29 protein-coding genes and 1 other RNA gene are annotated in these 21,508 nt (G+C 38.9%); 8 read left to right on the top strand and 22 right to left on the bottom strand.

Annotated features, from left to right (window positions below):
- Window positions 1-6 precede the first annotated feature (6 nt).
- Window positions 7-1,098, bottom strand: coding sequence for a hypothetical protein (locus HZC31_04585; GenBank protein ID MBI5002637.1), 1,092 nt, complete (start codon window positions 1,096-1,098; stop codon window positions 7-9).
- Window positions 1,099-1,191: 93 nt separating this feature from the next.
- Window positions 1,192-3,567, bottom strand: coding sequence for a DEAD/DEAH box helicase (locus HZC31_04580; GenBank protein MBI5002636.1), 2,376 nt, complete (start codon window positions 3,565-3,567; stop codon window positions 1,192-1,194).
- A 77-nt stretch (window positions 3,568-3,644) separates the two neighbouring features.
- Between HZC31_04580 and HZC31_04575 the strand changes: the two genes are divergently transcribed.
- Window positions 3,645-4,343 (top strand): hypothetical protein, encoded by a 699-nt coding sequence (locus HZC31_04575; protein MBI5002635.1) that lies wholly within the window; start codon window positions 3,645-3,647, stop codon window positions 4,341-4,343.
- A 17-nt stretch (window positions 4,344-4,360) separates the two neighbouring features.
- Here the strand turns inward: HZC31_04575 and HZC31_04570 are convergent, their stop codons facing one another.
- Both HZC31_04570 and HZC31_04565 read right to left on the bottom strand, forming a co-directional pair.
- On the bottom strand, window positions 4,361-5,275 hold the full coding sequence (locus tag HZC31_04570; GenBank protein MBI5002634.1) for a hypothetical protein: 915 nt from the start codon (window positions 5,273-5,275) through the stop codon (window positions 4,361-4,363).
- Between the two features lie 44 nt (window positions 5,276-5,319).
- Window positions 5,320-5,895 carry an MBL fold metallo-hydrolase gene (locus tag HZC31_04565; GenBank protein MBI5002633.1) on the bottom strand — a complete coding sequence of 192 codons (576 nt, stop codon included), beginning with the start codon at window positions 5,893-5,895 and terminating at the stop codon, window positions 5,320-5,322.
- Window positions 5,896-6,148: 253 nt separating this feature from the next.
- Between HZC31_04565 and HZC31_04560 the strand changes: the two genes are divergently transcribed.
- Window positions 6,149-6,628 carry an NUDIX domain-containing protein gene (locus HZC31_04560; protein ID MBI5002632.1) on the top strand — a complete coding sequence of 160 codons (480 nt, stop codon included), beginning with the start codon at window positions 6,149-6,151 and terminating at the stop codon, window positions 6,626-6,628.
- Here the strand turns inward: HZC31_04560 and HZC31_04555 are convergent, their stop codons facing one another.
- The 3 genes from HZC31_04555 to HZC31_04545 all read right to left on the bottom strand — a co-directional run bounded on the left by HZC31_04555 (window position 6,629) and on the right by HZC31_04545 (window position 8,448).
- The gene (locus HZC31_04555; protein MBI5002631.1) at window positions 6,629-7,297 is read right to left on the bottom strand and encodes a hypothetical protein; all 669 of its coding nucleotides are present in this window, start codon (window positions 7,295-7,297) and stop codon (window positions 6,629-6,631) included.
- A 69-nt stretch (window positions 7,298-7,366) separates the two neighbouring features.
- Complete coding sequence (locus HZC31_04550) at window positions 7,367-7,705, bottom strand: hypothetical protein (protein MBI5002630.1); 339 nt, start codon at window positions 7,703-7,705, stop codon at window positions 7,367-7,369.
- 5 nt (window positions 7,706-7,710) lie between these two features.
- Window positions 7,711-8,448 carry a hypothetical protein gene (locus HZC31_04545; GenBank protein MBI5002629.1) on the bottom strand — a complete coding sequence of 246 codons (738 nt, stop codon included), beginning with the start codon at window positions 8,446-8,448 and terminating at the stop codon, window positions 7,711-7,713.
- Window positions 8,449-8,544: 96 nt separating this feature from the next.
- Here HZC31_04545 and HZC31_04540 point away from each other — a divergent pair, with 96 nt between their 5' ends.
- Entirely contained in the window at window positions 8,545-9,441 is an 897-nt protein-coding gene (locus HZC31_04540) for a hypothetical protein (GenBank protein MBI5002628.1), read from the top strand.
- A gap of 8 nt (window positions 9,442-9,449) precedes the next feature.
- Here the strand turns inward: HZC31_04540 and HZC31_04535 are convergent, their stop codons facing one another.
- Window positions 9,450-10,163 (bottom strand): TraB/GumN family protein, encoded by a 714-nt coding sequence (locus tag HZC31_04535; GenBank protein MBI5002627.1) that lies wholly within the window; start codon window positions 10,161-10,163, stop codon window positions 9,450-9,452.
- A 139-nt stretch (window positions 10,164-10,302) separates the two neighbouring features.
- Here HZC31_04535 and HZC31_04530 point away from each other — a divergent pair, with 139 nt between their 5' ends.
- Window positions 10,303-10,575 (top strand): PRC-barrel domain-containing protein, encoded by a 273-nt coding sequence (locus HZC31_04530; protein ID MBI5002626.1) that lies wholly within the window; start codon window positions 10,303-10,305, stop codon window positions 10,573-10,575.
- 64 nt (window positions 10,576-10,639) lie between these two features.
- Here the strand turns inward: HZC31_04530 and HZC31_04525 are convergent, their stop codons facing one another.
- Complete coding sequence (locus HZC31_04525) at window positions 10,640-10,999, bottom strand: nascent polypeptide-associated complex protein (GenBank protein ID MBI5002625.1); 360 nt, start codon at window positions 10,997-10,999, stop codon at window positions 10,640-10,642.
- Window positions 11,000-11,008: 9 nt separating this feature from the next.
- A complete protein-coding gene (locus HZC31_04520; GenBank protein ID MBI5002624.1) occupies window positions 11,009-11,182 on the bottom strand; it encodes a preprotein translocase subunit Sec61beta in 174 nt (57 codons plus the stop codon).
- Between the two features lie 95 nt (window positions 11,183-11,277).
- On the opposite strand from HZC31_04520, the gene HZC31_04515 reads away from it, so the two are divergent.
- Entirely contained in the window at window positions 11,278-11,763 is a 486-nt protein-coding gene (locus HZC31_04515; GenBank protein MBI5002623.1) for a hypothetical protein, read from the top strand.
- Between the two features lie 7 nt (window positions 11,764-11,770).
- On the opposite strand, the gene rnpB is transcribed toward HZC31_04515, so the two are convergent.
- The 9 genes from rnpB to HZC31_04470 all read right to left on the bottom strand — a co-directional run bounded on the left by rnpB (window position 11,771) and on the right by HZC31_04470 (window position 15,905).
- An RNA gene (rnpB, locus tag HZC31_04510) (RNase P RNA component) lies at window positions 11,771-12,091 on the bottom strand.
- 44 nt (window positions 12,092-12,135) lie between these two features.
- Window positions 12,136-12,975: a hypothetical protein gene (locus HZC31_04505; protein MBI5002622.1), complete on the bottom strand. Its 840-nt coding sequence runs from the start codon at window positions 12,973-12,975 to the stop codon at window positions 12,136-12,138.
- Window positions 12,976-13,020: 45 nt separating this feature from the next.
- Window positions 13,021-13,347: a hypothetical protein gene (locus tag HZC31_04500; protein ID MBI5002621.1), complete on the bottom strand. Its 327-nt coding sequence runs from the start codon at window positions 13,345-13,347 to the stop codon at window positions 13,021-13,023.
- A 361-nt stretch (window positions 13,348-13,708) separates the two neighbouring features.
- Window positions 13,709-14,872, bottom strand: a complete 1,164-nt coding sequence (locus tag HZC31_04495) for a hypothetical protein (protein ID MBI5002620.1) — start codon at window positions 14,870-14,872, stop codon at window positions 13,709-13,711.
- Window positions 14,873-14,938: 66 nt separating this feature from the next.
- On the bottom strand, window positions 14,939-15,121 hold the full coding sequence (locus HZC31_04490) for a hypothetical protein (protein MBI5002619.1): 183 nt from the start codon (window positions 15,119-15,121) through the stop codon (window positions 14,939-14,941).
- 8 nt (window positions 15,122-15,129) lie between these two features.
- Window positions 15,130-15,303 carry a hypothetical protein gene (locus HZC31_04485; GenBank protein ID MBI5002618.1) on the bottom strand — a complete coding sequence of 58 codons (174 nt, stop codon included), beginning with the start codon at window positions 15,301-15,303 and terminating at the stop codon, window positions 15,130-15,132.
- Window positions 15,304-15,331: 28 nt separating this feature from the next.
- Complete coding sequence (locus tag HZC31_04480) at window positions 15,332-15,502, bottom strand: hypothetical protein (GenBank protein ID MBI5002617.1); 171 nt, start codon at window positions 15,500-15,502, stop codon at window positions 15,332-15,334.
- Window positions 15,503-15,517: 15 nt separating this feature from the next.
- Window positions 15,518-15,685: a hypothetical protein gene (locus tag HZC31_04475; protein ID MBI5002616.1), complete on the bottom strand. Its 168-nt coding sequence runs from the start codon at window positions 15,683-15,685 to the stop codon at window positions 15,518-15,520.
- A gap of 52 nt (window positions 15,686-15,737) precedes the next feature.
- Window positions 15,738-15,905, bottom strand: coding sequence for a hypothetical protein (locus HZC31_04470; GenBank protein ID MBI5002615.1), 168 nt, complete (start codon window positions 15,903-15,905; stop codon window positions 15,738-15,740).
- Between the two features lie 236 nt (window positions 15,906-16,141).
- Here HZC31_04470 and HZC31_04465 point away from each other — a divergent pair, with 236 nt between their 5' ends.
- Entirely contained in the window at window positions 16,142-16,588 is a 447-nt protein-coding gene (locus HZC31_04465; GenBank protein MBI5002614.1) for a hypothetical protein, read from the top strand.
- A 15-nt stretch (window positions 16,589-16,603) separates the two neighbouring features.
- Window positions 16,604-17,392, top strand: coding sequence for a P-loop NTPase (locus HZC31_04460; GenBank protein MBI5002613.1), 789 nt, complete (start codon window positions 16,604-16,606; stop codon window positions 17,390-17,392).
- Here the strand turns inward: HZC31_04460 and HZC31_04455 are convergent.
- Window positions 17,382-18,563: an ATP-binding protein gene (locus tag HZC31_04455; protein MBI5002612.1), complete on the bottom strand. Its 1,182-nt coding sequence runs from the start codon at window positions 18,561-18,563 to the stop codon at window positions 17,382-17,384. The two genes, HZC31_04460 and HZC31_04455, sit on opposite strands and share 11 nt — an antisense overlap.
- A 125-nt stretch (window positions 18,564-18,688) precedes the next feature.
- On the bottom strand, window positions 18,689-19,132 hold the full coding sequence (locus HZC31_04450) for a hypothetical protein (protein ID MBI5002611.1): 444 nt from the start codon (window positions 19,130-19,132) through the stop codon (window positions 18,689-18,691).
- A 162-nt stretch (window positions 19,133-19,294) separates the two neighbouring features.
- Between HZC31_04450 and HZC31_04445 the strand changes: the two genes are divergently transcribed.
- Complete coding sequence (locus HZC31_04445; protein MBI5002610.1) at window positions 19,295-20,158, top strand: hypothetical protein; 864 nt, start codon at window positions 19,295-19,297, stop codon at window positions 20,156-20,158.
- On the opposite strand, the gene HZC31_04440 is transcribed toward HZC31_04445, so the two are convergent.
- A complete protein-coding gene (locus HZC31_04440; GenBank protein ID MBI5002609.1) occupies window positions 20,155-21,456 on the bottom strand; it encodes a hypothetical protein in 1,302 nt (433 codons plus the stop codon). The genes HZC31_04445 and HZC31_04440 overlap by 4 nt on opposite strands.
- Window positions 21,457-21,508 lie beyond the last annotated feature (52 nt).

Raw genomic sequence — 21,508 nt, 5'->3', positions numbered from 1 at the left:
AAAAAATTATGTGTTAGAAACACATGCTCCTTGATCACATACTAATCCAAGTTCTGCGCAATCGACAATAGCTGATTTGACTTGATCATCCTCACAATACAATTCAGCGAGATACGGATATCCTACATTGGTTGTTGAACATTTGTCAGTGTGGATAACGTTTTGGAGTTTATCATAAATCTCTCCATAAACAGTTGGTTCATTGCCACCATCACTGTCGGTACATAATGCTTGAGTAGTCTGAGATGTTTGAGTCTGTCCTGTCTGCGTATTTTGACTAGTAGCTGCAGCTTTTTTCTCATCTATACATTTTTTGTATCCATCTTCGTATCCTTTTTTGTATTCTTCTTCAGCTTTTTTCTTCTCTGCTTCAGAGACTTGCGTATTTTGATTTGTTTGCTGAGAACCAGATTGTTGAGAACCTGAAGTCTGACCAGCACCAGAAGCAGTTCCTTGCTGACCGGTTGTAGTTTGACCAGCCTGCTGTCCACTCTGTTGCGTTGTCCCTGTTTGTTGACCGCTTGTAGTTCCTGTCTGACCAGTTTGCTGCCCAGAAGTCTGTCCAGTAGTATCAGTCACAACACAAGTTGCGTCTTTACACATTGTTCCTGTTGGGCAGGTTAATGGATAAGAAGCTGCTTTTCCATCCGCTGTACAATAATATTCTGTGATAATAGATTTATCTTTGCAAAGATCATACATTGTTTTACCCTCTGCAGTAACAGACCCTTTGACAGGAACAGTAGTTCCTCCTTGAACATCCATATCAGTATCTGTACATGAAGGAGTATTGGTATCTCCAACAGCAAGACCAGTCAAAAGCGCAACCTGCTTGTTCATCGCAGAAGTGTCCATCTTCTTCACTGCTTGTTTTTCAGTATATTTGCCATCGTCTTTGAGACACTGGGTATATCCAGCTTCCAAACCTGCGTCGTAAGGAGTTTTTTCAGTAACACCCGCAATTGCCTGACCAGAAAGATCATACCCTCCAAAAGAAAAAGAAAACCCATCTGCAAAAACCATCATGAGGAGCATGCCAATAATTCCTGCTGCGCCGATTGTGGAAGTTGCGTATAAATCTGATTTCTGTTTTGCCATCATCACACCTCTTTTTTATGAACAATTGAATAAAATTAAAAGATAGAATTGATTTTTGCAAAAAGAGATATATAAACCTATCGAAGAAATGAACTAAAATTCTTTCCATTCTTCATCAAGAACATCTTTAATTTGTTTTGCTTTCTTTTCTCCAAGCTGTGGAACTTTTCGTAACGCTTCTTCTGACGCGTTCACAAAATTCTTGACACTCTTAAATTCTTTAAGAATAGGTTTTGCAAGTGTTGGCCCAACACCAGGAAACGAAGTGACGACATATTCCTGCTGATCTTTAAGAGAAATAGGTTTTCGATCACCATGCAAACTAAATCCTTTGTTTTCATCATCTTGTTCTCGTTTTGCGATTTGCGCGAGCAATGCGGCAGTTTCTTTAGAAGATTTGGTTTGCAGAACAGGAATCCCAAAATCAACAGTGAGCGCGGCAAGCATGCCGCGAATCGCGTTTGCGTGAATGTTTCGAACAGCGTACATATCTTCCATCCCTTCGATAATATAAAGAGGACGACCATACGTTTTTTTGAGCTCTTTCGCCTGCTGCAACAATCGCCCATCAATTAAACTATTCACAAAATCAGAAACCGTTTTGTATTCAATCGCGCATCTGCTGCTGAGCAGATAATCACCCACTTCAAGCTGCTGCAAATCAATGGCTATTCCTAAATTCAAAAGTTCTTTGATAACGTAACTTCCTTTTTCCCGATGATCCACAAAAATAGTGTATTTCTTGTCTTGCTGAACTGGAACAGAAGAGGATGAAAGAGTGGAAGGTGAAGAAGAGTTCGAAGAACCAAGGAAAGCAGAGCCAGAAAAGGATGACAAAGAAGCAGAGGAAGAAGCTGATGATCCATAAGCCTGAAGCGGCATTTCCTTTCGCTGGACAGGAGTCTTCGCAAAAATAATATTTTTTTTCAACTGTGCAAGATTTCGGTACATTCTTTTTTCTTTATGGTGCGCGCTCCAGCGATAGCCTTCATCACGAGTTCCTTTGGTGACAAGAATAAGGACTTCTCCTTCACCATGTCGTCCAGTTCTTCCTTTTCGTTGAATATGACGAATAGCGCTTGGGATGGGTTCAAAAAAGAAAACAGCGTCAACTTGTGGAATATCTAACCCTTCTTCACCAACAGAGCTGGAAACAAGAACATTAAATGCGCCATTACGGAATTCATCAAGCATTCCAAGTTGTTCTTTTTGTGATAATCCTGAACCACGCTTTTTTGCCTGACCCACAAAAAGTTTTGCGGTAATAGGAATCTCCGAAGTGATTTTCAACCCATTGATAATCTCCACAAGTTTTGCGCCAGTATCGCGATATTGCGTAAACAGAATCAGTTTGTAGTCAGCATATCCTTTCTCATGCGCTGCGATAAATCGCTGAGTCAAAATCTCGCGCAACCGGGGGATTTTCGGGTGTTCTACTTTTTTTTCAAGGAGCCCTTGCATCTTCATGTATGCAGATTTAAAATTAACATCTGCAACAAGATTTTGCACTGCTTTGACTTTTGATGTCGAAGCTTGCTTCATAATATCTTCTAAATAAATAAAGAGAGGATCAAGTCCTTGTGTTTCCAACAATTCAATCGCGTGTTGTACTTTCATTGCTTCTGCGGCGAGAGAAAGACCACGAAGCACGCCAAAGTCCCGATTACCTGACGCGATTTCTCCCTGTAAATGTCCTTGAAGTTTAAGCAAATCTGTTTTGCTGTCTCCAATCTGCATGTTTTGTTCAAGAACACCTTGTTTTTTGATTTCCTCAATTTTGCTTGCAAAACAATCTTTCAGATATTTTTGCACAGTCGCAAATTCAGCAGGAAAATCAACATATTCCCAGTGCAGGTTAACATCTTGAATATACGGCGCGACATCAGGATCAGTGTCTGTGCGCACTTCAATTTGTTCAATCCCTAAATTGGTGATGACTTCTTGAATTTGTTCAAGATCGCTTCCTGGAGAGGCGGTGAGCGCGAGAAGTCGTGGCGAGCGTGCGCGCTGGTGATATTGTTGGCTGATCCAAACATAGCTATAATCTCCTGTTGCGCGGTGTGCTTCATCCACAACAAGACAAGAAACATTCGACAGATCAATTTTATTCCCAATGATGTCATTTTCTAATCCTTGCGGTGTCGTCACAATAATTTGCGCGGTAGTCCAGAGTTGTGCCCTTTTTTCAGGTGAAACATTCCCGGTGAAGACAATAATGTTATCTGCGAGGGTGGGAAGATGATTGCGGAGCGTCGTCGCGTGTTGATCGACAAGCGGTTTTGTTGGAGCGAGAATAAGGCATTTGCTGTTTGGATATTGCGTTAATCGATGCGCGACAAGCATCAACGCAAGCGCGGTCTTTCCCATCCCTGTGGGCAGAACAACAAGAGTATTATGCTGAGACACTGTTGCGAAAATAGTTTCCTGATAAAGACGAGGAGTAAAGTTCTGGATGAGGGGGTTTGACATGAGAAATGTGAACGGAGTAGTGTTTATTAATGTATTCTCTGGAAATATTTAAAAGTTCATGAGCATTCATTGAAAAAATGAGAAGAAAAACGTTAATACTTTTTGATGTAGGGGCAGTTTTGATTAAGTTAAGTTATGGGGATTTTTACAGAGAAGCCGCAAAGCATGCAGCGTTGGATGTGCAAGAGATTGAAAAAGCATTCTTAGAAAGTTCATTGGATGACCGAACCAATAGAGGAGATATAAACGCAGCACAATTCTTTAATGAACTACGAAGTTGCTTAGAACTATCAAAAAGCATTACTGAAGAACAATTAGAGGAAATTGTTGAACATAAGTTTCCAGGAGAAATCACTGAGATGATTGACTTAAAAAGAGAGCTTCATCAAGCAGGGTATGCTGTAGGAGTGCTATCAAATATTGGAGAAGAAGCGCATAAAATACTAAACAAAAGATATCCAGAAATCTTTGCAGTGTATGACAAAAGAAATCCTGCTATCTTATCGTATCAAATGAAAGCAATGAAGCCAGATCAAAAAGTATATGATGCAATAAGTGGATTTGAAACAATTATATTTATTGATGACAAAGATAAATATCTTCAAGTTGGTCTTAATAGAGGATGGAAAGGAATTCATTACACACAATATCCGGATGAGACAGAACCACAAAGAAAGAGTCATAGTGATACAGGATATACAAATGAGAACATAAGAAGAGCGAATTCTCTTGCTGAAGTAAAAAGAGCATTACGTGAGTTTGGGGTGAAGATATAGTAAAAATATGAGGGTATTCAAGAATAATGTCTTGCAAAAAGCGTGAGAGCAGCCTCACCGCTTGGAACAATACATCCTCTTTCTTTCGTCAAAAATGTGGACAAATCAGCTGTTGCATAAAAGGTTAAATTTCTATGTTCATACTTGTCTTTTGCAGTAGCTCTCCAACTTTCCATTAAATCATTTTTAGAGAAAGCGAGGTGTATTGCATACAACGCTTCAGGACCTCGCGTTATTTTGTTTCTTGCGATCCCAAGAAATGCTGCAGAAGCCATAGTGGTATCAACAAGACCCATTTCTCCTTCAAGCTCTTTCTTCATATTTGCAAACGGATCAACATCTGCTACAGAAAAATTTGCCTTTTTTTCTTCATTTATCTTAACATAGCCTCCAACAACATGATAGGTGTTAGGATAAATGGCGACAGTGTTCCCACGAAGTCCAACAGGAACATAACCATCTGCAGTCACAAGAACCGCGCATGTCGCTAAAGGATTTGCAAAGTAATAATTAGAATCAGCGCAATCTTCCAACCCCGCAGTTATTATCCGAGAACGAAACACAGAGTCAGATAACGCGCGTTGTGTTGTTCCTATATATTCTTTAAAATCAGTAACGCCAATGTTAAGAGCTAATTGAGAACCATCAAGAGATGCGTAGTTTAACCGATACATTGAAGTAATTCCTGCAATATGTTGGATCGCTTGGGTATATGCTGCGTTATCCCCTCGAGCAAGTGCGTCACGTATCTTTTCTCTTTGTCGTAAAGCCATATCTTGTATAAATGAGTTCCAATAATCATTGATCTCATCAATAAGAGCAGCCCGCTCGAAAGGAATCTCAAGGTTACGTCCCTGCGTTACAGTGAGTTCTAATTCAGAAACTGCAATTGGATGTTTCGGTTCAACAACCATTTCCCAGGTTTGTTCCATAAAGCAAACAAATGAAGAATATCTTTTAAATTTGACTACAAAATTCAATACTCATGCCCAGAACAAAGAATTGTATAATCAATCTTCTTCAATTTCAATAACGAGCGCATCATTTCTTTAGGGACAGATGTAGGTAAATCAACCCTGCCATGCGCATTATGAAACAGCGTATCGCCGCTAAACAAAATCTTCTCTTTTTCGTAATAAAGACAAATGCTTCCAATCGTGTGCCCGGGTGTCGCGATGACAGATAATCCAAAGACAGAAAGATCAAGAGATTCAAGAGGTAAAACACAAAGAGCAAACTGTTCAACAGCTTCAACAACCTCCATATTCAAGATCGCGCCAAATGGATCGTTTTTCCATGCGGCAATTTCCGCTTGCGACGCGTAAAATGTTGCGTTTGGAAATAAATGAAAATTGCCAATATGATCATAATGAAAGTGCGTGAAAAGAACAAGATCAATGTTCGCAGGATCAATTAGTTTGGAAAGTTCTTTGAGAACAAGATCTTTGTTTCGTGGTCTTCCTGCGTCAATGATTATTTTTTTCGCAAAATCAAGAAAGTAAACGTTGCTGTCTGCCGAGATTTTGTAAACATGCTCCACAATTTTCTCCATAAAGGAGAAGAAGAGAAACATATAATTAAGTGTTTCGGATGAGAAGAGAGACAAGGAATAGTTTAGGAAGCAAAAAACAACATGGCCAGACGGAGCAAAATTTGTGAAACAGATTTTGCGGAGTAGGACAAGCTTTTTGGCGTAACAAGTGAGAAGAAAGCAAAAAAGTTGTCCGTCTGTGCCATTGTTGTTGTTTTTTGCAGAAAATCAAGCAGAACAAACAATTTAAAAAACAAGCAAAGGTACCATAGCTATGCCCGAAAAACCACTTCCCATTGCAGTTGGCGTCATCATTCATAATAACAAAGTACTTCTGATCAAACGAATCAAAGATCCGTACATAGGTTATTGGTCATTTCCTGGAGGAAAAATAGAGTTTGGAGAAGAAGTCCACAACACTGCGATAAGAGAAATAGAAGAAGAAACAGGAGTGACAAGTTCATTTATTGAGCATTATGGCATGGTCTCAGAAAGAGTCATAGAAGCAGAAAAAGTAACGCATCATTTTTTAATTCATCTCTGTAAATTACATCCGAAAACAACAGAAATAAAGCAGGGCTGTGAAGGAGAAGTCGCGTGGATTGATTTTGAAGATGTGCGAAGTGGAAAAGAAAAATTAGTCCCAAGCGACACGTTCATGCTAGAGAAAATGATTCTCACAAAACAAAAAGCGCAGTTTGAATGTCTGATGGAAAAGAAAGGAAGTACTTATATGGTAAAAAAGTTTGAATAATTAATTGTTGTCATGAGAACCTAGAGCAGGAATGTATAACTTTGTTCTGTCAGTTCCTTTTTCTGGAGAAGAAGCTTTAGGTGCAATAACCTCGATACCATTCTCTTCAAATAATTGACGATACCGAGCGTCACGAACCTCAAGCATTCTATCGTAGAGTTGAAGAAGCTGTTGATCGGTTAAGGACGCAAGATGTACATCAGCTAAAGCGCGAGTAAGAGGATCAAAATTCCCCGCAAGCTCAATAAAAGGAGAAGCGACATCAGGTAATTGGGAGTCAAGAAGAAGCTGAGCGACGCGAGCATAAGAAGCAGAACCAAAATGGGTATGTTCAGAAGGAGAACGAAAATTTCTTCTTCGATCATAGACATGAGCATAAAAAAAACCTTGACGAAGTAAACAAGTATCAGCCAAAGAAAGAAGTCTTACAGGACTACGTTGAGCAGCGAGATATGTTTCTTGTATATAAACAGGATCAGAAGCAGGAACAGCTGCGTCATGAGAAACAACATCATCAATCTCACCACGTTTCGAGGCATAACGAACAAGAACGCTCACAACATGCTCGCGTGCATCAGGAGATAAAGAAACACCACGTTTCTGTAATGCAGGAGTAAGAACCCCTGTGAAAAAATCATCCAATGAAGGAGCTTCTTCAAGTAAACCCATAAACAATGAACAAACATCCAGAATTAATAAATGCTCCGACACAAATGAGGGAACAGTAAAAAAAACAAATCAATCCAAAACATGCTGTTTTTTCAACCAATATCCCACGTACGTCCCAATAACAAAAGTGACAAGAACAGCTTTATATGATAAATACCGTGCGCCAAAAATCATGCCGATAAGAAAAGCGCCAGCCATAAACCAAAAGCGCATTTGATGTTTATACTTACGAATATACAGTGCGCGACCAATGATCATACTAGAAAGTAACACAATAAGCACAGAAAGCACTTTACTTCCTGCGATAAACGTCATGATCGCGCCGAGAATCAAAAAAAGAAAGGAAACATATTCTACCCAATTATCTATAAAGTTCATTGCGCCTTTTTTTGTAGAGAAAATGCCCATAATCGTCACCTGAGATCTCGCTCAATATAATACCAATATATTCCCCACATGACTCCTGCAAGCAACAATGCCCATATAAGCGAGTATATGCCGAGAACAAAGAGCACAATGTAACAAAGGAAGACACTAAAAAAGAAGACATAGTTCATGCGTGACGCGAAGAGTAAGCTAATCCCATCAAGATTCGGCAATGGAAGCATGGAGAACACCGCGTAATACAAGTTAATGAAAGTCATTTGATGAAAAAGATCTGGAAAGATACCATTGATGGCAAGGGTTTCCCAAAACGTTGCCATGACAAGGTTTGCAAGTGGTCCCGCTGCGCCGATGAGCCCGCAGGAGAGCAGGTTTAATCCATAACGAAAGTGACCAAGACGCTGGACAGCCATGTGATAAAATGTCACACCGCCAGTAAGAAGAACAGGGAACTGACCTTGAAACAAAAATGTGCACAATAAGGTGATGTAGGTTCCAAGCGTCCAGAGCTTGTATTCTGTACGAATCCCCAGAGAGAGGCCATAAATTTTGTGCGCGGATTCATGGAAAAAGAAGGCAAGAAAAACAATGATAAAAATCTTGATGTAATTAAATATCCAATGAGCAAGTTGAAACGACTCTGTTCCATCATCGTAGGCAAAGGCAAACGTCACCACAGCCATTGCGATAAAAAGGTCGCGTAACTCTCGGGGAGAAAAGACGAAGAAATCACGGATTCTATATTTCATTTCAGCGTAATCAACCATAGATGTGATTTTTGAGAAAATGAGATATATAAAACTTGCTTTCTTGATGGAAAAGAGAAAGAAGATTTAAGAAAGAAAGAACAAACCTGACTAAGAATGACAGATGATCCAGAATCTATTACTGCAGAGATAGTAACGTCAACAAGACCTATCGACAGAGTACACAGAAAACGTGTTCTCACAGAAGAAGAGTTTAGAGAAGAAGAAAAAAGAGAAGAAGCATTTTTTAGGTTACAAAGAGAATTATTTAAGTATTGTACTGGCGGAGAAATGGGTGTTCTTAGAGATTATGAAGAAGCAGGGGGATTAACAGGAGTATTTGCGTTAGCATTCGGAAAAAGAGATCTTGAAGGATTATGGGTATTAGAAAATATACTTGGAGAAGAAGGAGAAAGGTATAATATAGACAAAAACACTGAAAAAGGAAAAGCAATGATAAGAGAAAACCTCTTATTCTATCAAGAGGATATATTATTTGCGCACTATAATGCTGTTGTAAGGGGGCAAGATGGAACAAACTTTTATGTTGTCAGAAAAAGCACATATTCAAGAAGAGAAAAAGCAGCAATAATTGCACGAGCAGATGAAGTTCTTAGAATACTTGAATATGGAGAAGAGTGGTACAAAAGAGAACTAAAACATAATCCATGGGAACCAATTACTAAAATGATTCAAGAAATAGTTGCACAAACAGAACCGATGATAGAAAGACCATATATCAAAACAGGAATTGTTTTAGAATGGGTAAACAGAGACCCCGAAGGATATCATCCTGCGGGTTTAATGATAGAACCAATGCCAAACACAGATGAAGAAGAAAACGTCTTTTTAGATAATATAGAACGAAAAGAAGGGGAAAGAATGAGGGAAACAAGAGTACGATTTCTTGATGAGGGACCATATTTGGGAGGAGGTTGTGCAGTAGGAAAGCTTGTAGCACCACGACTTTATATCCCAATCCCCTTACAAGAACAAATAACAGAAAGAAAATAGAATAGAACTTATCCTTTACTCAACAACTCCTTAATCCCATCCTCATGCCCTGCGCCGATGACCACAATGATCACACGATCAGGATATTTCTCTTGAAATTGCCGAATCTTACGAGCCATAAACACATTCCGCTCAGAAATCAAAACACGATAAATGTTCGGATACCGCTGTTCCACCCCAAGCAATAACTTCTTGATCAATGTTTCAGGAGGAACTTTGGACAAATCAAACGACGCAAGCCCATATTTCTTCATTTCGCGTTTTGGAAAAAAGAACCCGAAGAAAATATCGACAATAAAATGCCATTTCTCTTTCCAAGTCAATGTCTGAGAAAATCGACGAAGTGTAATATGAATCGGCTGATCAATCAATGCAATAAGAAAATCATGTTTTTTTGCAGCCTTAATAGCGCTCATCATGTCATCACCTGGCTTTGCGCCAACCATTTTCGCAAGCCGCTCAGTCACCGTCGAAGCAATCACTGCAAAAATAAACCCCTTAAATCCAAAACGACGAATGTTCTCAAAGGAAAAGGAGGACGTCTTTTTCTGTTCATGAACCAAAGAATAAAACCGCTGTTTGTCCAGCTCAACACCCACAACGCAAGATCCTACGAGGGCAAAATGATCGATCACCGCAGCGACATTTTTGACGCTTTCCGAAGCAATGTGCGATGTTCCGACAAGAACAACGTTGCCAACCTGCGTAAATTTCAGTTTCATCCAAATCAAAAAACTTTATATACTTATATAGTTTGTAGTTTGATAAGATTTACCATTAGAGAAGAGTGATCAAAACAAGAAATTCACTATCTCAGCAGTAAAGAAAACAGAGAAAAAGGAGGGAGCGACCATGTTAAAAATGAAGCGAATAACAGATACCTACGAGATGAAAGTGTTTACCGATACAGGAGAATATTTTGGTGATGTTGAAGAATCCATTCTGACCAATAACAAGATTTTTGGCTGGCGAATTCGCAGTACAAAAAATTCCTTCCTCAACAAAATTCTTGGAAACGCGAAAGGAGTTATTGTCCCGCATGCATTGGTCAAGAATATGGGTGACATTATGATTGTCAGCAAAGCAGCAGTGCCAAACTACAATCCAGAAGATGTTCATGAAGGCGGAGAATAAGTTTTTTGTTTTTTCTTGGTTTTTTTATTTATTTTTTCTAAGGTGCAAAAGAAATGCAAACTAATTACTCTTCATCCTTTTTGCTCAATTCAAGAATCGCGGCAGCGAGATCTCCGCCAGCAGCGTCAATCGCGCCGCGTGCAGCTTCTGCGTCAGCGCCGGTCTGTTCCATCACCACACGAACATCATCGTCAGAGATAGAAGGCTTTGTGTCAAGAGGCCGTTCTGTTGCTTTTCCCTGCACTTGCCAACTGACATTACCCATTGCGCTGATTTGAGAAACAGCAACAGGAGAAACGACAATTTCTTTGTCAGAAAAACGAATAATAACTTCTTGAACACCTGCAAGTTCTTTTTCTTCAATACCCATTTTACGCATTGCTTGTTTCATCATGCGTGGATCAATTTTACCGCCAGGAAACATAGAAATCACCTAAAATCCGAGCAATGCCGTGCCAAAGATATGAAGTAAAATAATAACAAAAATAAGAAGAACAATAAGAAAGATAATATGAACAGGCTGAATGCTGATTTTGCTTCTATAATCGTCAAAATAACGAACAAGTCCTCCAGTCCCAGAAGGAAGGTTGATTCTATTTTGTGCCATAACATCTTGGCGAAGAAGGAGGTTTATAAATTTTATTAGTGAGTGGCCAATAAAGAACAGAAAAGTATGTAAACAAAAGAAAGAGAAAACCATAAATGAAAAAACTCCTCCTGCTCTTGGTATTATTCTTCCTTGTTTCAAGTTGTACAGAAATATCCTGTCCAACGCAAATTCGTTATAATGAGTTTTTTGAACCATATGCAGAAGATATATTCCAATACGATTATTTCGTCCCGGTCATGGATGAAAATAATAATCTTCGCGTCATCATCATCCAAGATACCTGCACTTCGTGTTCTGATTTAGGCATGGCTATTGGAGCAGAAAAAGAAGCAGACACCCTTGTCGCGACAGAAGAAGTACTTGAAGAACTCAGAAATAATCTTGAAACTCCATTTCAAATAACAGATTATCATTATATTGGAGAGGAAGCAGAAGACGGAACACAGGACATCACGCTCTGGTCTATTGATGATGTCAAGAGAGCAACAACATTTTCTGAATGCTGTACAGAAAAAACAATGAACGCGTGCTGGTGGAAAGAAGGAGCAGTAACTGTTTCTAATTTTAGAAAAGAATAGAAAAAAAGTAGGGTGCCATAAGCCGTCTTCTGTGCACTTTCACGAAACATGAACAAGTGGTCAGTGTATTCTACTCAGCGTTCAAAACGAACTTGCATCAGCAAGGGCTCACCGTTTCATCTTCACTCTGCGAGACGTCAGCAGCTTACTTATCTCTGTTACCAAAGACGTCGCGTGCGTCATTCCATTATCGCAAAGGAGTGCGTTTCTGTGTGGTTGCCATCTTTTTCAAGATCCTACTTCCGTAGGTCGCCTTTTTGTGATGGACGGACTTTCCTCAGGAACAACCCGTTTCAGAGTTGTTTCCGATAACACCGTGACACCCTACAAAAGAGAGAAAAAGAGCTGTTTGTTTTAATAGTTTGTGCCAGATTATTGTACTTGCCGAGCATACCGGACAACGTCACTGGGTGTTGCAAGAACAACACCACGAGCATATGAAGTAACTGCGCTTCTTTCATACGCGGGAGTTCTCTCACGAGGAAGCAATGCAATATGCATACCGAGTTGCTGTGGAAGAAGAAGATCTAACTCATAAATGTCTCCTGCGACAAGCACCTGTTCTGGAGCAACCCCTTTTTCCTTCATAATGCGAGAAAGAATGTCTGCATAATTTTTTCGACGAAGATAAAGAGGTCGTCCAAAGCCTGGTTCTTCCAAAGATTCTGGAAGAGCTATCCATTCATCATCAAGGACGTATTTCTTTGCGCCACCAAGAACAGTGATTCGAGAAACATCTGTGCCAAGCAGGTTAATTTTTCCCTGAACAGCGTCTGTTTCTGAGTTGGTGACCACATACGTTGGGGTAAAATCTTGTGAAGCCCTAAATGCTGCCGCCGCGTCTTCTTTAAACACAATGGTGCATTTGGGATAATTTTCTCTAAAGAGTTTGTAAAGAAGCGCATCTCTTTTTTGAGGATCATGTTGATACTCTCCATGCTCAAGAAGAAGAAAATCTCCAATAGTTCTGCATTCCACTAAAGGATCTGCATACGCAGGAGCAACGATTTTACCATTAACTGTCCAGCCATGTTGTGTGGGATTTTCACGAACACGTCTCTCCATAATATTCCAAAAAGGATTCAATGTACGCAGAGAAACGTTTACTGCTTTCGCAAAGCCTTCTTTATACCCAACAACAAAATTAACAGCTTCCTCGTCAACCTTTGTTGCTGTTCCATCAAAATCCCAAATAAGAACTTCAATACCCATAAACAGAAGAAAAGAAGCATGATTTAAAAAAGTAATCAAAAATTCTTATCGTTTTCTCTTAATGCAATCCTTCAATAAAACAGTTTCCTGACGTAATAACTTCGTCTCTGCAATATGTTCTTTAATGACAATAGAAAGTTCTTCCTTAACATTTTCAAGAAGCGCCGCGATAATAATAATAACAATAAGAATCAACCAGAGAAAGACACCTTGAAGTAAACCCCAGGAAAAATAGCCATCTAAACTATATTGTTTATAAAGAAGGAAGAAACCGACAAAGATAACGCCAAGACCTGCAAAAAAGAGACCAATCTCAAAGAGATTTAATTTACGATATAGAGTTTGACTCTTTTCTTCGATCTGAACGCCCATGATAAATTCCTAGAAAGAGAGGTATATATAAGTTTCTAATTTTTGTACACTCTGATCTTTCAGGTGAGGAAATATTTTTTTCCTTAGACATGAAATAACTAATAAAGACAGAGGGATTCTCAAGGACTGCTGAGCGATTGCTTTATTCGATGAGGCGATTCAGACACAAGCTTAGCGAAGCTTTATTCAACAAGGAAGAAAACACGCACCAGCAATACACACACATCCACAAAAGCAAATTGTCAGGGGGACCCAATGCTCCCACAGAGCATTGGGGTATTATGGAAGTATCGATAAGTAGGAGTAACTTCCTCTACTTCTTATAGAAAGATAACGAGTTCACTTGCAAGATCAATAGCACTTACGTTTTCACTTTCTTCAGTGTAACCAAAATAAACTGCTGTTCACCTTGCCAAACAATATGTTCTTTGACAATCATGAAATATTCCAAAGCATTTTTCAAAACCGCTGTTTTCTGACAAAGCAAAACCATAACACCAGTATCCTTCATGACAAACTCAAGCTGATAAAAAAACTCTTTGTAGAGTTTAAGCATATCTTTTTCAGAAACTGCGCGGCCTTCAACAGGCATTTGGCTGACAACAATGTCCTGTGATTTCTCATCAACTTTTGTGTCAATCCACTCAATGTCTCCTCGCGCGAAAGTGATATGCTTCGCGACGCCGGCAAGTTTCGCGTGTTTCTTGGACGCCTCAAGATTACGAAGATGCACATCATAGCCGTGAAGAGAAATCGTGTCAAGCACTTTTTTAGGAACTTCTTTGTCAAATTTTCCAAGATCAATTGTCAAAAAACGATGAAATAAAAAAATTTGTTTCTGATAAAAGCGTGGAGACATGCGCGTTGCAAAGAGCGCTGCTTCAAGAGGAAGTAAACCAACGCCACAAAGAGGATCAACAAGCGCCTGTTTCCCTGCATACCCTGTGTAACGAACAACGCAATACGCAAACGCCGCGTTGAGCATATGAGTCTGCGCGTAAATTTTATACTCTCGTTTGGAAAGATCAAATCCTGCGAAATCAAGCCCGAGAATGCAAAGATCATCACGAATAAAACAATAAATAATAATGTCTGGATCGTCAAGACCAACAGACGCTTGTGGTTGTTGCTTGAGAAAAACACCTCCAAGTGTCGCAGCAACCTCTTGACTGCTAAAAGAGTGGTTGCCATAGCGTTCGCATTCGACACGAAATGTTTTTCCAGAAAGAAGCGAAAGATCTGCTTTTTCAAGAAGCGCTGTTGTCGAAGCGACAAGAGAATCAAAAGTAGAAAAAGAAAATGTGCAAAAGAGCCGCAAAACCCGTCGTGCTGCTTGTGTTTTATAGCAGAGTTCCGCAAGTTCTGTATCTGTTGCAGAGAAAGTCACATATTCTGCAGCAGCAAGAGCTTTTTTTCCAAGAATTTCTTTTACTTCAAGGGCGGCAATCGCTTCAAACCCGCGAAACGTGAGTGTGAGAGCAGGAGAAGAAAGTGTTTTCGAAGCTTTTACAGCTGTTTTTTTCATATAGAACCAAAAACAAGAACATACTTTTAAAACTTCTCAAAAAAAGAGAAAAAAGAAACAACAAAATCAAGAAAACTGATCTGTGGTATATTTCTGTTTGTTGACAGTAACAGAAGATTTTCCAGAGAGCTGTTTAGCGGATCCTCGACTAAGTCCCGTCGCTTTTCCTGCGCGCTGTCGTGACTGCCATAAACCTGCTGGTTCATTTTCACGCGCAGTGCGTCCTGTACTTTTTCCTTTGATTGCCATAAAAAAGATTACTGTTTTCCTCGTCCTGTTAATGCTGCAAGGCCTGATTTTTTATCTGTCTTTCCTGAACGAGATATAGTAAATGAGTGACCTGCTGCAATGCCTGTTTTGGTCGCGCTAAGACCTGCTGTTTTTCCTTTAACTCCTTGACCTGTTGTTTTTCCATGTGGTATTACTCCCATTAAAATCATCCTCCTTTTTTTTATCAAATTATGAACGTTTTTTCAATCCAAGACCACGCGAAGCAGCAAATCCACCTGATTCATTAGCACCTTTCTGACCTGAACCAGACTGTGCTTTAACAGTTCTTGCTATATTTTTTTCAGATGTATCAGTAAATCCTTTCCGTGCTTGAGTAAGCGTATGTCCTCGAACTACCATGATATTCGCCTCTCGTTACTCTCTTTTCACTTTACCGCCAAATTGACGTTTTGAAGTAAATTTTGTGCTTGCTTGACCTTGATCAAAGTCATTTTCACCAATAGTCCTTTTTGTAACCTTAGCGCCCACAGCACTTACTGAACCACCATGTTTAATTTTGTTTGTTTTGCTTTTATCTGGCATATTCTCACCTTTTTTTATTTATTGTTATGAAATTGTTATAAATATGAATAAATTATTTTCGTCGTTTTAATCCTGCGCCTAATCCACGTTGTGTTCCTGTTGTTCCTTTAATAGTTCCTGAAGAGCGAACATTCCCTACTTTATTTTGCGCTTCAATACTCTTTGGATTTCCTTTCGCTTGATTCCCACCAACTTTGTAACTTGTTTTTGCATCTCCCATCTAAACACCTCTTTTGTGTAACATCATTCACCAGAAAGAATAGTATATAAACTTTGCGAAAATGAGAGAAAGCAAAAATGCGAAAAGGAGCATCTCTCGGTAACAAAGAATGAAGAGCAAAAACAAAAAAGACACACAAACCTTATAAAGATGATTATATAATCATTATAAAATTCAGTTCTCGAAGAGAAGAGAAGGAAATATAAAGAAGTGTGTATCAGAGAGTGTGTGAAAACATGAGAGATCAACTGGAAGAAGCATACGAAGAATTGAAACGTGTCGATCACTTGATCTATGTCAGTCTAAAATACACACGAACAACAGACGTGCTCAAGAATGTTGTCGAGAGAATGATCGCGACATGCGAATGCATGATGAACGCGCTCGGCGAGCACGCGAAAAGCACAGGAAAAGTAAAAAGCTTGACGCCGCATCCGATGATGAAATGCAAGGAGCTCAAGCGCCTCTATCCCGACGACAAGACATTAATGAATTTCTTGGAATTTTATATTCTCATAAAGACATTAAGCAAAGCGGAGTACAACAGCATTAACGAATACAGAAGACATGTCACGCTGATCGCGCAACTTGATGAAGGAGAATATCATGTGCACATTGATAAAGTAACAGAGTTTTACAAGAATATGAAGGAATATTTTGATTATATCAAAGCGTTGATGTAAAAGAAGTGACCTGTAATGACAAAATACTTTGCAGTAATTAGTGCAAAAGGGGGTGTGGGAAAAACAACCACATCAATCAATCTTGCAAGCGCGCTGTCATTTTTTGGCAGAAATGTCATTGCGATTGACGCGGATCTTACTGCGCCAAATATGTCTATTCATCTTGGCGTTCCAACACTTCCATCTTCTATCCATGACGCGCTCGACGGAAAAGTACCATTAAGTTCTTGTTTGTATTATCACCCGTGCGGACTTCGCATTATTCCCGGAAACATCGCGTATGAAAGTTCAAAAGCAATTAATCTTGCAGGGTTCAAAACAATAATCCATGAACTCGATGGAAAAGCAGAGCTTGTTATTGTCGATGGAGCGCCAGGCGTGAGCCCAGAAGCGCAGACAATTATTGACGCGGTGGATTTTGTTCTTCCAATCACCACGCCTGATTTAGCGGCGATGAGCGACGCGAGAAAGACAATCAAGATGGCGCGAGAACTGAATAAACAGGTTGTGGGAATTATTGTCAACAGAGTTCGTGGTGAAGAGCATGAAATTGACATCCAGAATATTGAAGCGTTCCTTGAAGTTCCTGTGATTGGTGTTATTCCTGAAGAGAGCAGTGTTCGCGCTGCGTATCAGTTGAAAGGTCCTGTTCTGTATACGCATCCTGACGGTGAAGCCGCGCTTGCCTATAAAAAGCTCGCGGCAAAAGTAATTGGCGAAGAATTTCAGGATGGTCTTGGACCAAAGAAAGATACTTCTCTCACGCATGATATTCTTGCGGGATGGAATATAATTAAGCGATGAAGGAAGAGAGCTTCTGCAAATCTTTGTAATTTTGAACGAGTATTTTTTTTGAGAATGGAGACTCATGAAAGAAAGAAAGCTCTTCTTTTTCTATTTTTTCTTTATATTTTACTTCAATAGCAATCTTTTCTTTCGGTTTCACAAGTATAAAATCAATTTCTTTTCCGTTTTCAAAATAATAATGGACAGAATTATCCTTTATTTCCATGAAAATAAGATTTTCAAAAAGAGCGCCCTTGTCTTTTGCCCCGACAAAGACAGTATGAATGCCAGTGTCAGCGATGTATACTTTTTTAGGAGAAAAAGTGCGTTCATTAAGAGAGCGTGCATATCGTTCAATAGTATAAAACAAAAAAGTCTCCTCAAAATAACCAATATATCTTCTAACACTATCAACACTACATCCTAAGATACGCGCAATCTTTGCATAACTGAGTCTCTTTCCCACGCGCTCACAGAGAAGCAAGAAGAGTTTTTCTACAGTTTCCTTATCTTTAATGTTATAAACAGCAATAATGTCTTTATACATAATTTGTTCTATTGTTGTCTTAATCGTTTGAGGATCTCCTGTAATAACATATTCAGGAAGTCCACCATAAAGTACATATTGCTCAAAATGTTTGTCAAGAAGATAACTTTCTTCTTTTTTTACAATGATTCCTTTAAAGAGAAGATACTCTGAAAAGTCAAGAGGATGAATCTCAATAATGCGCGATCTTCCAACAAGATAATTATTTTTTGAACGAAGTAGAGACGCTGAAGAAGAGGAGGCATAAATTTTTACATGCTCCAAATCATAAAAATTCTTAAGCTCTTGTTCAAAAGAGGGAACATGGACGATCTCATCTAAAAATAAGTAAATCTTTTTATCTCGTGTATGACCATGCATTTTACGAAACGCTTCAATAAGCGCGTGAATAGTCATTCCATGAAAAGTGATAAAGTCCAGAGTAAGATAAAGAATGGTGTTTGGTTCAGTTTTTGCGAGGAGTTCCTGAATAATTTGTTTAAGAAGCGTTGTTTTTCCCACTCTTCGTAAACCTGTCAAAAAGGCAATTTCTTTTTTGTCAAGAGAAGAAAGGAGCGGAACGAGATATTTTTCCCTTCTGATGCCTGTATTGAGAGAATTATTACTCCACCACGGATTCATTAATGTGAATGCTTCTTCCATATATCATAAGAAAAGCATGATTATTTATAAACTTTACGATGGCATCGTAAGATTTTACTGTTTTCTTACGATAGCAGCTTAAAGTTTATAAAGGAAATGGAAGAAAAGAAAAAATTATTTGTTATCTATTTTACTTGCTCTATTTTTGTAACATACCTATTTAAGGATAAAAAGTCACCATACAAAGGAGTAAGTGTGTTTTTAACAGCTCCTTGTGTATAAGTCAAAATCCCAAATGTGTCATTTACAAGACGAAGTTCTAATGTAGCAGAAGAACCACTGCAAGAAATTACGTTAATAGGATCGCCATCTCTGTTCACTTCTTTCTTATAACGCAAACAGCCTTTTTCAGGAAGAACAAGACCTGCTGCAACGAGATCTGCTTGTTTTTGCTCATATGCTGCGGAAGTTTCTCGTAATGTCGTATTTCTCCCATCACTAACTCCTTCTTGGTAAAGCGAGTTTCCGCCAAAATATAATCCTGTCCCAAGAGCTCCTAATCCTACTACCCACACTGTTGCTTTTCCAAACATTGCCCAACCACTATTACTTTCATTGTATCCACTCATTTTTCATTCACCTTTGTTTTCTCTTTTTTTGTTGTTTCTGTAATCTATGACTTTCGTCACTATAGAATAGTTATCCATCAAGTATTTATATTTTTCTTATATTATTAATATGAATAATATAAAAAGCAAAACTATAAAAGAAACAGCATCTCTCCAAGAGAGATGAAGCGAAAACTCATCAAACAAGGCGCGGGAGGGTTTACTGTCACGCTTCCTATCGAATGGGTGAGAGCGCACAATCTTTCAGGAGAGGAAGAAGTGACGATCGAAGAGCGTCATGGAAATCTTCTTATTGCAGCAGAATATCAAAAACAGGAGAGAGCAACGACGTTTGAAATAAAGAATCAGAATGATTCACGAATAAGAACAATTCTTGCTTCTGCGTATAGAAGAGGATATACAACAATAACATTGAGAAGCACTGAAGACTTTTCTTACGCATCAATGCAGCGCATTGTCGATACCTTACTTGGCCTAGTCATTGTAAAGCAAAGTAAAAGAGAAGTAATTATCAAAAATATACTAAAGATTGACACAGCAACGCTTGCAACAGTATTACAGAAGTTTTTTACGTCAATTACAGTGCTTCAAGAAGAAGTTTTAGAAAACATCAAGGAAAAGAAAACGACAAAAGAAGCAGAAGATCTGAGAATATCTATCCTAAAACTAAGAGATTACTGTCAACTTATAATCAATAAAACTACGTTCCAAAATGATAGATGCTATGAATATTATACACTTGTTTTTCTTGCAGAGAAAATTGCAGGGTGTTATGTGGATATTGGAAGAACAAAAAAAGTATGGTCAAACCATGAATATGAACTTCTTAAGCAAAAAACTGATGCTTTTGCTGCGCTGCAATCCGCACTCTTTGCGAACAAACTCGAAGAAGCAATGCGCATAAACACAATGCTTTCTGATGTGCGAAAAAAAGAACTGAAAGGTGTTCCTATGTCTCTTTCTATGCACACCATTTCAGAATATTTATTTGCGCTTTCATCGCATGTAGTGGCGCTCCTTATCTAAGAATCTACCAAACGAATATCAGCATAGGAATTATGCATGGAGAAAATAGAGAATGGACTATCCGGACCATACGTTCGATAATTATCGCGCATAAACGCAAAATGAGTAAAGACCTGAGCAAGAACTGCAGGCTCCATCAACCCTAATTTTGCCATCATTTGTCTAACCACATGATCAACTGCTGAATTATAAGACTGATACTCTTGAACCAAATCAGAAACAGCTTCGGGTTGTTGTTGAATGAGCGTGTTTAAAGTTGTTGTAACCCCAGAATTCTGCATTTCTTGATGCGCAAAAATCATAGACGCATACATCAACAAACGAGCACCCTGAGGAACAGGATCATCAGCAATATTTTCTTTTGTTTTGCATGCATCATTATAACAATAAGCAAGTTCGAGAAGGTTTCTATACACACGAGAAATTTGATACGCAAATAAAGCACGAGTAGGATCTCGTCCTTCGTTCACTGCATTTTCCATAACAATATCATTTTTTGCTTTTTCAACTGCATTATAACGTGGTAAGAAAAAGTCTGCCTCTGCTTTTCTGCGAAGCCAATATGTATTGGAAAAGAGATACGGAGTGTCAAGTAAAAACGAATCGGGATGTCCTTCAAAAACGCCCCCAAGATCAAGACGAACATCTTCTACCCAATTACGACCATTTGCTTCAATAAACCAATGTTTTTCAGATTGTAAAAGAGGAGCAAAGCGTTGTTCAAAAGTAGCAAGAAAATCAAAGAATGTCGATGGCACATCGATACCTTCTAAATGAGTATATCTTCCTTTAACTTTTGCGGTATAAGGAGTATTGTTTATAGCAAAAGGAGTTGCTCCAAGCGCTTTGATTTTTTCTTCTTCTTTCAAGAGGAGTCGAGCTTTCTGTTCTTCAGGTAATATCTCTGGTAAGACACTATCCATAATAGAAGCAACTGCATATTTCTCTCGTAAAAGCGCAATATAATGAGGAACATCCAACGCAGAATCAAAAAAGATCTTTTCAAAAAAGGTTGTGCCAGGAACATAATTCATAACAAAACCCTCTTCGTCTTCAGAGCGAATATGAGGAACAGAAAATCCTCGTTGAGCATACTCACGAAGTAAAAAAGTCTCTAAAGTTCTATCAGAACCAGTAACAAATTTACGGATCGAACCACCAACAACGCGAAAGTCTCCAGGTGGACCAGAAATAAGACGAAACACTTCCTGCTCTGCTCCCGGAATAAAAGCATATTCTGCTTGAGCGATAGTTCTTCCATTTCTTCCGCTAAGATCTTTGCGTAACATATAAGTCATTCATTTCTCCCCAGTAACTTCCTAACACCGCTCCTTTATATATTTTTCCTCA

It is taken from the genome of Candidatus Woesearchaeota archaeon (assembly GCA_016214075.1).
Lineage (GTDB): Archaea > Nanobdellota > Nanobdellia > Woesearchaeales > DSVV01 > JACRPI01.
Note: the sequence above shows the minus strand (reverse complement) of the source record. Positions and strands in the feature narration are given on the sequence as shown.